The sequence below is a fragment of the Paenibacillus sp. NN59 genome, assembly GCF_057597225.1.
In genome coordinates, this window is sequence record NZ_CP199678.1 from 3,696,401 (window position 1) to 3,709,626 (window position 13,226).

Below are 13,226 nucleotides of genomic sequence, written 5' to 3' on the forward strand. Positions count from 1 at the left end.
TGACGGAAACTAAAATTCAAATTTGATTGACAATCATACCTCCAACGATACCTAACAGAACAATGATCCATGGTGGGCATTTCCAGAAGTTCAGCAGTACAAACAAAATACATACCACCGCAAAATCAGCAGGCGACAATACAGCTGTTGTCCATAGCGGCTGGTAGAGTGCGGCTAACAGAAGACCTACTACTCCTGCATTGATTCCAGCTAACGCTCCTTGCATATGCGAATTACCGCGAAGCACATTCCAGAAGGGCAACGCACCGATAATGAGCAAAAATGCAGGTAAAAATATAGCGATTGTAGCAATAAACGCTCCTGCTCCGCCCATCGAAACTGCCCCAAGATACGCGGCAAATGTAAACAAGGGGCCAGGGACCGCTTGTGTTGCTCCATATCCAGCTAGAAAGTCATCTTTGCTCACTACACCGTGAGGTACGAGTTCCTGCTCAAGCAATGGCAATACGACATGTCCCCCGCCAAATACCATGGAACCTGCTCGGTACATCGAATCGAAAAGAGCGATCCACTCCATATTTATGGCCTGCCGCAGGATCGGCAACAGGATAAGCAGACCTGCAAAAGTAATTACACACAGCACAGCCAAGCTACGGCGGATGGGCACATTCATTTTGATAACTGGAGTGACCGGAACATTGCGGTACATCCACCAGCCAATGAAACCTGAGAACAGGATTAATATGACCTGACTATATGAAACTGTCCATAGTAAAGCCGCTGTAGCCACTAACACAGCAACGGTAATCCTCACTTTGTCCGGGGTAAGCTTCTGAGCCATGCCAAGAATGGCATGAGCAACAATTACCACTGCTACGATTTTCAAACCGCTAATCCAACCCGCATGGCCCACATCGTAACCTTTTAAAATAAACGCAAACGCCACTAATATGAGCACGGACGGAAGAGTGAATCCAATCCAAGCCATCAATCCACCAAGCAGACCTGCACGCATGACACCGATCCCAATCCCCACCTGACTACTCGCTGGTCCAGGGAGAAATTGACACAACGCCACTAGATCAGCATAACTCTGCTCGTCCATCCATTTTCGTTTGCGTATATACTCATTATGAAAATAGCCTAAATGCGCTGTCGGACCTCCAAAGGATGTCAGTCCCAGCTTAGCAGCAACGATAAGCACTTCCCACAGCGCCCGCCATCGGTTTGGTGTAACAGCCTGATCTTGATCATCCGAAGCAGGATTTCCCGTCTTCATGCTCGCCCATCTCTCCTAGCATGTCATGTGTTGTTGTCCAGATTTTTTGGATTCTCTCCAACTTATATCGTTCGTTTTGTACTAATTCATCACTTCGTTAACCGGAAGTTTGACATCCAGCAAAGCCATCGCCTCTTCTTTTTCCCGGCTGGTAACATGGGTGTATACCGTTGTCGTTTGAATGGAGGCATGTCCGAGCAGTTCCTGTACGGTGCGCAGATCAGCTCCGCGCCGCAACATCATAGTGGCGAACGAGTGACGCAGCTTGTGGCTGGAATAGCTTTGACGCTGATGAACAGGAGCTTCCTGCTGGAAGCGTTCGAAGGTTTCAGTTGAGATGAGTTGAATGCTACGAATGGACAGACGCTTGCCTTTTTGCGATACAAACAGGGCCTCTTCCTTCTCGCCCCGCCACGGATTCAACCGTTCTTCAAGAGCCTGAGATAACACTTCTGCAACCGTTTCAGGAACCGGGATTGTTCTCCATTTTCTCCCCTTTCCGAACACATCGAGTGTGCGTCGCTCGGGGTTGTAGTCTTTACAATTAAGGGCATGCACTTCTCCCACCCGAAGTCCCATATAACCCATTAGCAGGAACAATGCCAGGTTGCGGGTGCGATATTTCCCTTCGACGGATGCCAAAAAGCGTGTCAAACCTCCTTCGTCCAGGAAGACTGGAGCACGATTTTTCTCGGTTTTGGACTTTTTGATGCCAGAAGCCGGATTGCTCGCCAGCACTTCGAGTTCAATGAGTGACTTGTAGAAGCAGTTGACTGCCGCGTGTTTACGGTTCCGGGTAGCATCACTCACGCCACGCTCCCGTGCACGGGACAGAAAAGCAAGCACATGCAACTTCTTCACTTGCTCCAGCGATTTTCCTTGGATAGAAGTAAGGAATTCCGTTACGTCCCCCGTGTAGGATTTGACCGTATATCCGGTGTATCCAGCATCTTTCATCCAGATATGAAAGGCCTGCAACTCATCCCCATACTGCTCCTGAACCTCTTCATTGATCACCTGCTCTTGTCACCTCCACTGACTTCAAATGTACTGATTGACCTGCTATACTGACTGACGTGAATGCAATGTATTTCTATTTCAAAATCGGTTTACTATTTGCAGGACACAGACGCCTAACTTAGTGGAAAATCAACCTCTTCGACGATCACAACATCAGCCATCAGCAAAATCATCTCCGGTTTGCCCTCACGACGTGTGAGCACAAACGATGGAATCGGATTTTCATGAAGCTCATTAACCGATTCCGCCACCTGAACATACAGATCCAGAAGAACTGTCTCTCCTTCGCCTGGAATATCAATAACTGGCCAATCTTTATGAATGCAATCCGCCCAAAAAGCCAGCTCATTCGCTGGAACAATGCTTAACTGCTGCACTTTGGAATCAATCGGATATATCGCTTGCCGCTCAGGTTCATCCCCAAGCTTGTCCCATGGTAATGCATAAGCACCTTGCTCGCTTGGTGGGGAATACAGGGAGTAACACCACGGAGTCATGCCCCAAACAACCAGCATCAGTCCCTCTTCAAGCAATACATCCAGTCGGCCTTCCGTGAAATGTTCAATTAAATTATGATTACCTGGCCCAAGCAATTCCTCTACTCGCTTCGCGAGACGACCCAGATCCGCCAGGATGAATCCTCTTCGGCCATAGGAGTCGAACACATGATGATTCCGAGTCCATGGTGCAGAAGGTGAATCGAGTATAGAGGCTTCTTCCGGGAACAGTGTGATATGTACGGTATTCACTTGTGCGTATTTCACCATCGCTAGCTGTTCCGGTTCTAACGGACCTTCTGCGATTCGGGGTGTTTTGCGGTGCAAAGCCACGCGAACCTCATATTCACCCTCTTTATAAGGTGCGAGATCAAGTTCAATCGGATAACTTATACCTTGAATCGAAGCTATTGAAATCTTGCTGTTCTCGGTTAGACGAACCGCGTATTGTACGTAGGATATTTCGGCTCCATACAGAACATTAGCATCCTCACGGTGCACAGGTGTCTGCAATAGCTGGGCGATCACGGAAACTTTGCGACCATCCTCCAGATGTCGTTGTGGATCGATGTCCAACTGCAGATTATCTGTTTCATCCTCTTGTGATATGATCAGCTTCGCCTCAGCGAGAACGGTTGAATCCGCAAGTGCAAACCCAAAATGCGACGAGTGTTCATTAAAATTGTTATGTAATGTTTCTTTCATACGTTAACCCCTCTCTTCGGTTCTGGTTGCAGATCACACCCCCAAATATATTTCATATTTGGTTCATCCGCAACCCCGACCTGCTGATACACTCAGCAGGTTTCCTTTATCCTTTACCCAGGTGAGTGACAAATTTAACGCAGCAAACTTCTTTTAATCGTTAGTTTTAAACATCTCTTTTTAACCAATGACTCCTATATTGTTGCACAAAAAAATCCCTGCTCCTTCGCTTGGCGATTGGGGAGCAGGGAAAGATTCAAAGCTTATTTTTCAATTCACTTCCGCCGAAGTGGATTCAGATGACTATGATGACGACCATAGGCAAAATAAATGATTAATCCGACAATCAGCCAGCCAAAAAACGTAATCCATGTCAGAGCTGCAAGGCGAGTCATCAAATAGAAACAGCCGAGAGCACTCAGAATCGGAATCAATGGCACGAGCGGAACACGGAAACCCCGTTTGAGATCAGGGTTATTTTTACGCAATACGATAATCCCGATACTCACTACAGCAAAAGCAAACAACGTACCGATGTTCGTAAGTTCTGCCAGATGGCCAAGAGAGATGAAGCCTGAGAACAGTGCAACAATGATACCTGCGAGCCAGCTACCCACTGCCGGTGTCTGACTTTTACCACTTACCTTGGAGAAAACGGGAGATAATAGACCATCACGTGACATGGAATAGAGCAGACGGGTCTGACCATACATCATGACGAGCAAGACCGTTGTAATTCCCGTAATGGCTCCAAGGGATACAATCCATGACAACCCGTTTAATTGAACGAATTCAAAAGCAAACGCAACCGGATCACTAACATTTAACATGTTGAATGGCACAATGCCCGTGAGAATCAGAGATACTACAATATATAGGACGGTACATACGGCAAGGGATGCAATAATACCTATCGGCAAATCCCGCTGCGGGCGTTTCACTTCTTCAGCTGCGGTTGATACAGCATCAAATCCGATATACGCAAAAAATACTGTAGCTGCACCCGCCGTTACACCGGAGAAGCCAAACGGCAAGAAAGGATGCCAGTTCGCTGGTTGAACATAAAACACACCCACACCGATGAAGATTAGCACCACGATAATTTTAATGCCTACCATTATTCCATTCGCTCTCGCCGCTTCTTTTACTCCTCGAGTCAACAGGAAAGTAATCATTAACGTAATCAGAGCCGCTGTAATGTCAAAATACGTACCTTTCTCCGGATTAAACGCACTGGTTAATGCATGAGGCAATTCCAATCCAAATCCGGATAATAAAGTCTGGAAGTACCCTGACCAACCGCTGGCTACCGCCGCACTCGCAAAGCCATATTCCAGAATGAGATCCCAACCTAGAATCCACGCAATCACTTCACCAAATGCAGTGTAGCTGTACGTATAAGCACTTCCCGATGCCGGGATGGTGGAAGCAAATTCAGAGTAACATAAGGCGGCAAACGCACAGATGATGCCCGCCAGTAAAAAGGATAATACCAGACCAGGGCCTGCATACTTGGCAGCTGCGACACCTGTCAGTACAAAAATGCCTGTACCAATGATCGCTCCTACACCAAGCGTCGTTAAATCAAAGGCCCCAAGTGCCCTCTTCAACACACCGCTTTCATTGGATTGGCTGGCAATCGGCTTTTTACGGAATAACACACTGATTTTCTCATTTCTACTCATACGCATGTTCCTTTCATGGTGAATCTCGAATGTGTTGCCGCGTAATTAGGACGAAATAACATTTCTCATCTGTTCTATGAAAAACTCATTTGTTCTATCTTATCCATCACCTATAAAAACCTATCGAATTCTACACGTTATCGCGTTGAATGATTAAATTTATTTTTGAAGATGGCTTATTTTGACCTTTATGCACGAAAAATATCACGTTCTGTTACCCATGCTGAAGGATGAAAATGGATTTAAATAAAAACTGCGTATAATTTATATTATGCGCAGTTTTTTGAATGCTTTTTATAGATCAAAATTTAACTTTTATCGTTGTTAAATGAATTTATGAAAATGAACTGCTTTTTCGTCTTTTTTCGCTGTCATATCTTATCCTGATTCGGATTGTGTCCCTACTGTTCGTAATAAAAAAGCCGCTAGCAATTAGCGGCTTTTTTCAACACATTTTCATATAGACCATATCCAGGCCAGTGACCAATGATCATATCCGAAGGCTATTTCACTACGATACTTTTTATCCTAACCCATATCTTCCCCGTTGGATTCAATCACTTTTTGATACCAGTAGAAACTGTTCTTTTTACTTCTTTTCAGTGTGCCTTTGCCCTCGTTATCCTTATCTACATAAATGAAACCATAGCGCTTGGCCATTTCACCCGTGGAAGCACTCACAATATCGATGCAACCCCAGGCTGTATAACCGATCAGGTTAACGCCGTCACGAACAGCTTCTCTCATCTGTTCAATGTGGGCGCGCAAAAACTCAATCCGGTACGTATCGTTAATGGTGCCATCCTCTTCAACGACATCCACTGCACCCAGGCCATTCTCTACAATCATCATCGGAATGCGATATCGATCATAGACATGGTTCAGCACGTACCGGAGCCCAACCGGATCAATCTGCCAGCCCCAGTCCGTCGCTTCTAGATACGGATTTTTGTATCCACCAAAAACGTTACCTTGGGTTTCATCCCCTTCTGGTCGCGTACCTACCACATGAGATTTGTAGTAGCTAAAGCTATAGAAATCTACACAACCTTGTTTAAGAACTTCTTGATCGTCTTCAGCCATTTGAATGTCAATATTCTTCTCTTCAAAGTATCTCTTCGCAAAGTCGGGATATTCTCCTCTAACTTGTACATCGCTGCTCATCATATTGTTAATTTGATCCATTCTTAGTGCTTGTAACATATCTTCCGGTTTACATGTACTTCCGTAACCATGACTGTAATTGATCATACAGCCGAGTTTGAAGTCTGGATTGATCTCATTTGCAAGCTTGACCGCTTTGGCACTCGCCACGAATTGATGGTGCAGCGCTTGAAATCTCATCTGCGTGCTGTCTACGGATGTATTGTTAAATACGCCGCCTTTTTTATCAACCAGCAGAGCTCCTGCCAGGTATGCACCTGCCGGAACAATCAGGCTATTAATCTCGTTAAAGGTGATCCAATACTTCACCATATCTTTGTAACGATTAAAGATTGTATCACAATACTTCACGTAACAATCGATCATTTCTCTGGAAGCCCAAGCATTAAATTTCTTAGTTAGAGCAAACGGTGCTTCATAATGCGAGATCGTAACGATGGGTTCGATATTATACTTTTTCAATTCATTGAACACATTGTCATAAAATTGAAGCCCTGCTTCATTCGGCGCTGCATCGTCTCCGTTCGGGAAAATTCTGGACCATGCGATGGACATTCTATAACAACGGAAACCCATCTCTGCAAACAGACGAATATCTTCCTTGTAATGATGGTAAAAATCTACCGCTTCATGAGAAGGATAATGAACCCCCTCCTCAGTTGTTATCGTTATCCGACGGGGAACCGTATGGGTTCCGCCTGTCATCATATCAGCTGTACTTGCCTTTTTACCATCAAGGTTCCAGGCACCTTCGTATTGATTCGCCGCTGTTGCACCACCCCACATAAAAGATTCAGGGAAACCATTTTTGTTATTCATGAACCATTCCTCCTTAAATTACCTTTAAATAATTTTGATCAATTTTTCACCAATCGTAATCGATGGCTTGTCCGTGTTGATCACATCTACAAAATCATGTGAATTCGTAACGATAATGGGGGTAGTCAGGTCAAAGCCTTTCGCCGCAATCGCATCCGTATCAAACTCAATGAGTAAATCTCCAGCTTTTACAGTATCGCCTTCTTTGACGTGAACCTTAAAATGCTCACCTTTCAACTTCACCGTGTTCATTCCGATGTGAATGAGAAGCTCCGCACCATCATTTGAACTAATACCGATGGCATGGGACGTAGGGAAAATCGCAGATACCACACCATCTGCTGGTGATACTAGTTTTCCAACCGCAGGTTCAATAGCGACCCCTTTTCCCATAGCTCCCGTTGCAAAAGCTTCGTCCTTAATCGTGGATAACTCCAGAACTTTACCAGTCAATGGTGCAACGAGAATATGTTCAGAAACACCGGCAACAGCTACACGATCGTTTGTAGACGTTTTTTCTTGTGTTTCTTGAATCTTTCCATCCTCGGGTACATCTTCAAATCCCAAGATAAGAGTCATGATGAAAGTAACTACAAATGCAATCACACAACCAATTGCCGCATGAACCAAGTTCCATGGATGATCCGTGATAAATGCGGGTAACGTAGCTATACCTGCAATACCCAGAGCCGATCGAGCTACACCGAACAATCCGACATAAACACCAGCTACAACGCCACCAACGATTACAGCAATCAGTGGTTTTTTCAATCGTAAATTTACACCAAACAAGGCAGGCTCGGTAATTCCGAGCAAGGCAGTGATGCTTGTAGAATATGCAACTTGTTTAAATGCTTTATTTTTAGTTTTCATAGCAACTGCAAGCGCAGCAGCACCTTGAGAAATATTGTGTACAAGCATACCTGGACCAACAATGCTATCGGTCTTCGTCTGAGCATACGCAGTGAGCACTACAGGTCCTAAACTATAATGCATACCTGTCATAATCAAGAACGGGAATGCCCCGCCGATAATACCAGATACTAACCATCCTGCATGTGTATTCACAAAAGAAACGCCTGACGCAAGGTAGTTACCCGCAATGGCACCGATTGGACCTAGTACAATCAGCGTTAATGGAGCCATGATAAGGATTACGACCAACGGTTTAAGAATAGATTTAATAACCGATGGAGAATACTTCTCCGCAAAGCGTTCAACATATGACAAGATCCATACCGCTAAAATAATCGGAATAACCGACGAAGTGTACGTCGCTGGCGTGACAGGCAGTCCTAAAAACGAAACAGGCTCACCTGCAGACATCAACGCCCCTAAGGAAGGATGCAACAGAACACCAGCAATCGTTAATGCAAAGCCTACGTTAGCTTTAAGCTTAACAGCCGCACTCCAGGCAAGCAGCATCGGCAAGAAGTAATACGCCGCATCACCGATAAACGTCATAATCGTATTGAACTGCCCATCCAGATCGACGAGATCAAATGTTTTCAAAATAAGAAGAACGGCTTTGATCATCGCACAACCAATCATGGCTGGCAGGATCGGTGTAAAGATTCCGGATATCGTGTCCAGAAGCGTAGTCAGTTTTCCTTTTTTCACAGTAGGGGCATCATTATTGGTTGCAAAGTTCCCCAGCTGCGTCAAAGCTTTATACACATTGTTTACCTCGTTACCGATAATGACCTGATACTGCCCACCACTGCTGGCAACACCTACAACCCCTTGGACATTTTTTAAAGCTTCATCATTCGCGACCTTCTCGTCTTTCAGATTAAATCGCAACCTTGTAGCACAGTGTGTTACACTATCTACGTTTTTTTCTCCACCAACCAGTTTTAAAATCTCGGCGGCTGTGCTTTCATGTTTCATGTACTGCTCCCCCTCAAACGTTTTTAGGTATAAAAAAAGACCTAGAATTCTATCGAATATAGATAAGCTCTATACACGATGGAACTCTAGGTCTTGCCTGCCTCACCAGTAACAATCCTAGTATACTCATTATAGTGGCCGATGAATTATTCCTTCTCTTCATCAATGACCCTTTTGATATGAACCGTTAAATATACCAATTCGTCTTCTGTTAATTCTTTTCCATAATCGACCCGAATCAGCTGTGCAATTCGGAGACTGCATTGATATTCATTCGCATACTTTTCCTTAATGATATGGAGAAAATCACTGTCACCACTTTTCACAACCGTATGATTAAACAAGCGGTAGGCGAAAAATTTCAAATGAGTGACAAGTCTGGAATAATGAAGCGAGCTTTCATTGAAATGAATATTAAACTGATATCGAATTATATTCAAGACTTTATGAATCAACTGTGTAATCTTCATGGTTTCTTCCATTTCAGATCCCAATTCTGCATTGACAATATGAAGCGCAATGAACCCAGCCTCATCTTCAGGCAGTGTAATGTTGAATTCCTCATTAATCATATCCCGGGCTTTCATAGCCACGCGAAATTCATTGGAGTAAAACGCTTTAATCTCAGACAACAACGCATTATTGAAATTCATACCCTGCTTGTAACGTGCCACAGCAAAATTAATATGGTCCGTTAACGTTAGGTATATATTTTCATTCAATTCCTTGTTTAAAGACTGCTTGGCGTACTGAATAATGCTATCGGATACACGAATATATTCCATCGGGATTTGTGCCAGCAGGGCATATAATTTACCTGTTACATTTTTGGATTTCAGAAAAAATTCTTTTTCGATTTTGACTGTGTCCACATCGTCTCCCTTTTTCTTCTGAAAACCGATGCCACTGCCTAAAAGCATCATCTCCTGGCGCCGTTCATTCACTGCACAGACGACATTATTGTTAATAATTCGTGTGATCTTCATCGGAATCTCCTTTTAAAATGAAACGTTAACAGAATTTAGCAACAAAAAAAAGACCATTAATTATGCACACATGAAAGAATACAGTTCTTCATGTTTGCATTATCAATCGGTCTTGCCTGCTGATCAGTAACAATCCTGATTATATTCATTATTAACTTATATCGCTATCTTAGTGGAAAGCGTTCTATTTGTCAACATACCTTACTCCAACCCTAATTTCATGTGAAAACAATTTACGAAAAACGGATTAGAGAAGAAAGACAAGAAAAGAGCCGTATTCTGGATGAACGGCCCTTTGACTTTAATTATTTTATGACAGCTTTATTATGAAAAAACAACCCGATCTGCATCGGACATCCGATATTGCGTCAACAAATATTCCGTACTCTGCATGGCTTTGCGCCGAACTTCATCCAGATCGACATGCAGCAGCTTGCCCTCTCGCTTCACAGGCTTCCCAGCAACAAAAACCGTATCCACATTAGACGGATTCGCGAATTGCACAACAGCACCAATCGGATCGTGCACGGGGAACAAGTTCAGATCCGTCGTGCGAATCATGATCACATCCGCTTCTTTTCCCGGCGTAAGCGAGCCTGTTTTTTGCTCCAGTCCTAAGGCCCGCGAACCCGCGGAGGTCGCAAATCGCAACACCTGGCTTGCCTGCAAACTGAGTTCACCCGGCATTTCACCTTGTTGCAAAAGGTACTCATTCGTTCTTGAACGCTCAGCTTGCAACGCAAATTTCATCTGTGAAAACATATCTCCGCCCGTCGAAGTCACGACATCTACACCAAGCGTTGGCGTACCTCCATGCTCAAGAAAGTATCCTGTAGCCGGATAACCATGTCCCATCATCATCTCAACTTCAGGTGTGACAGACAAAGAAGCTCCGCTGTCTGCGAGCATTTTGAATTCATCCATGCCCATCGTATTGCCATGAACAACATTGATTCGTGGACCAAGCAGTCCTGCCTCATACATTCGGCTGATCGAACGATCCGCTGATCCCCAGCTGCCGAAACCGACATGCATCGAACAAATGGCGTCCAGTTCTTCCGCAAGCTGAATATCCTGCACCGTTGTATCCCAGTGGCTAAACTCCGGTCCCCGAATAGCAAGTCCATAGGTGAGTAGTTGATCTTTCGAAGAGAAATATCGCTCCTTAACACCTCTCACATTCTCTGGATACGACAGCTTACTCTCACGATTCCAATACATTGTTTCCCCTGGCACACCATGGGCAAAAACAGCACGAATTCCTGCATCCTGTAATCCTCGAATCAGTTCCTCTGTGTGCTCAGCCGAGTATGGCATACTCCAATCCAGCACCGTAGTGACGCCTGCATTAAGCGCTTCCAGTGATCCCAGCAGATTGGCAATATAGCTATCCTCTGGACGAAGCTTGCTTCCCATAGCTCCATAGTACAAATTTTGCAGATAGACGGGGAGCGACCAGTTTGTTCCGGCTGTTTTGACAAGCGATTCCCACATATGCCGGTGTGTATCCACCAGTCCAGGCATAATAATCATGTCTGAAGCGTCGATGACCTCAATATCTGCATTGGACACCTCAATATTTGGTTGAACCGCTGTAATCAAAGAATCCTGAATAAGTACGTCTGCCCGGTTATACTGACCAATACGAGCATCCATCGATAATACACAACCGTTCTTCAAAAGATAACCTGTCCTCATAAGACATCTCTCCAATCGTAATGGTTTGTAAAATGATCTGATCCGCATTGCTTGTTCTTACATATACTTTATGACTATATTTTCACTAGTATATATACATTATATATCATATCTTAATATTTATCAAATTCTGGAAGAGCTAACTGAGACCTATATGGTGATTCACGGATTGGAAAAGGTAGAACTTCGTTGGTAAACTTAATAATTATGTTTTACTCTTTTCCTCACTAGAGTGTATTTTTCGTTTCGCTCGAAAACGTCTCACCTTCATTAGATTACCGCACATCTTATCATCGCAATATTTCTGTGTTCTGCTCCGGGTATCATCATAGAAGATCCAGCGGCAGTCCGGATTGTCACAGGAACGAATTCTCTTCCCTTCGCCCTCAACGAGTGTCACGGCAAAATCAGCCGCAACCTCTGCCATCACCTGAGCCCAATGTCTATGAATAGGAACAAGCGCAACACCCAGTTGTTGATCTTGTGTAATTATTCGTCTAATGACTTCGCCAGCCATCATAAAATCATTCAACCAAGCCTGATCCTTCTCAGTAAAGAGCTTCCCGTTAGACAAACGAATAGCCAGTGACTGCAAATCATCTCTAAAACCTCTCAATGTAGATTCCTCTTCATTCGACGCCGGTACTGACGCTTCTAATTGCCAACGATTCAAAAAATCTTGTTGCCAGTTTACGTTCCCCAGTCTGTCTTCTGATCGCTCCCCACCACGCCAATCATGATAATCGCTGTTAACAAAATCAGTCCATAATCTATCCATGAGAGCCTCCGATTAATGTAACTATCTAAATCATTAAAAGATGGTTACACCCTTTGAAATTGTGTTATATTAATTGTAACCACTTCCACCCACATTAGCTAGTTACCATCATGAAGATGCAAGGGCGAGATGAATCTGACAAGAGAGGAATGAAATTAAAAAATGAAAACAGTCACCACAGCATTAGATGTATTGGTTATTCAGAATGAAGATACCTGGGATCAATGTAACTGGATCGTCCCATTGTCAAAAGCGCTTGAGGGACTGAACGCCGAACAGGCTGCCTGGGTTCCTCCTTCAGGTGGACTGAGCATATGGCAACTAGCCAATCATATGTTTTATTACAATCAACGTATTTTGGAACGTCTTCAGGGAAAAGAACCGTCTGTACCCGCTGCAGATTCCAACGTAGCTACGTTTGGTATTTCCGGTGATCCTTTGAACGAAGCTGGCTGGAGCAAGCTGATGGAACAAACCACTAAACTGGCTGAGCAGTTACGCGACACCCTTGCTACATTACAGGACTCGAAGCTTGAGGAAGCTTATATGGATTCCGACGACAACTGGGCTCAGACGCTTGCCCGCTGGGTTCTACACGATGCCTATCATGCAGGTCAGATTGTGCAGTTGCGGAGGCAACAGGGATGCTGGAGTATTGTTTTCTAAAAAAACACTTGAACTGATAGCGTTTACAGGAATAAGATGAACTTCATAAGGTTACAACTTGTTCAATACACTAATTAA

At 44.2% G+C, this 13,226-nt stretch carries 10 protein-coding genes; 1 reads left to right on the forward strand and 9 read right to left on the reverse strand.

Annotation, left to right across the window (positions count from 1 at the left end):
* Positions 1-16: 16 nt before the first annotated feature.
* The 9 genes from ACT89M_RS16225 to ACT89M_RS16265 form a co-directional block, all read right to left on the reverse strand.
* Positions 17-1,240, reverse strand: a complete 1,224-nt coding sequence (locus tag ACT89M_RS16225) for a chromate transporter (RefSeq protein WP_308721684.1) — start codon at positions 1,238-1,240, stop codon at positions 17-19.
* Between the two features lie 81 nt (positions 1,241-1,321).
* Positions 1,322-2,257: a tyrosine-type recombinase/integrase gene (locus tag ACT89M_RS16230; RefSeq protein WP_090916588.1), complete on the reverse strand. Its 936-nt coding sequence runs from the start codon at positions 2,255-2,257 to the stop codon at positions 1,322-1,324.
* Between the two features lie 116 nt (positions 2,258-2,373).
* Positions 2,374-3,462, reverse strand: coding sequence for a hypothetical protein (locus tag ACT89M_RS16235; RefSeq protein WP_487344752.1), 1,089 nt, complete (start codon positions 3,460-3,462; stop codon positions 2,374-2,376).
* Positions 3,463-3,737: 275 nt separating this feature from the next.
* Positions 3,738-5,147, reverse strand: coding sequence for a branched-chain amino acid transporter BcaP (bcaP, locus tag ACT89M_RS16240; protein WP_154983493.1), 1,410 nt, complete (start codon positions 5,145-5,147; stop codon positions 3,738-3,740).
* A 528-nt stretch (positions 5,148-5,675) separates the two neighbouring features.
* Positions 5,676-7,130, reverse strand: a complete 1,455-nt coding sequence (locus ACT89M_RS16245; RefSeq protein WP_487344753.1) for a glycoside hydrolase family 1 protein — start codon at positions 7,128-7,130, stop codon at positions 5,676-5,678.
* Positions 7,131-7,154: 24 nt separating this feature from the next.
* On the reverse strand, positions 7,155-9,020 hold the full coding sequence (locus tag ACT89M_RS16250) for a beta-glucoside-specific PTS transporter subunit IIABC (RefSeq protein ID WP_308721681.1): 1,866 nt from the start codon (positions 9,018-9,020) through the stop codon (positions 7,155-7,157).
* A gap of 146 nt (positions 9,021-9,166) precedes the next feature.
* Entirely contained in the window at positions 9,167-10,006 is an 840-nt protein-coding gene (gene licT, locus ACT89M_RS16255; protein ID WP_090916598.1) for a BglG family transcription antiterminator LicT, read from the reverse strand.
* 324 nt (positions 10,007-10,330) lie between these two features.
* Complete coding sequence (locus ACT89M_RS16260) at positions 10,331-11,704, reverse strand: amidohydrolase family protein (RefSeq protein WP_154890410.1); 1,374 nt, start codon at positions 11,702-11,704, stop codon at positions 10,331-10,333.
* A gap of 205 nt (positions 11,705-11,909) precedes the next feature.
* Complete coding sequence (locus ACT89M_RS16265) at positions 11,910-12,482, reverse strand: CGNR zinc finger domain-containing protein (RefSeq protein ID WP_154890411.1); 573 nt, start codon at positions 12,480-12,482, stop codon at positions 11,910-11,912.
* A gap of 162 nt (positions 12,483-12,644) precedes the next feature.
* On the opposite strand from ACT89M_RS16265, the gene ACT89M_RS16270 reads away from it, so the two are divergent.
* On the forward strand, positions 12,645-13,148 hold the full coding sequence (locus ACT89M_RS16270) for a DinB family protein (protein WP_154890412.1): 504 nt from the start codon (positions 12,645-12,647) through the stop codon (positions 13,146-13,148).
* The last annotated feature ends 78 nt before the right edge of the window (positions 13,149-13,226 follow it).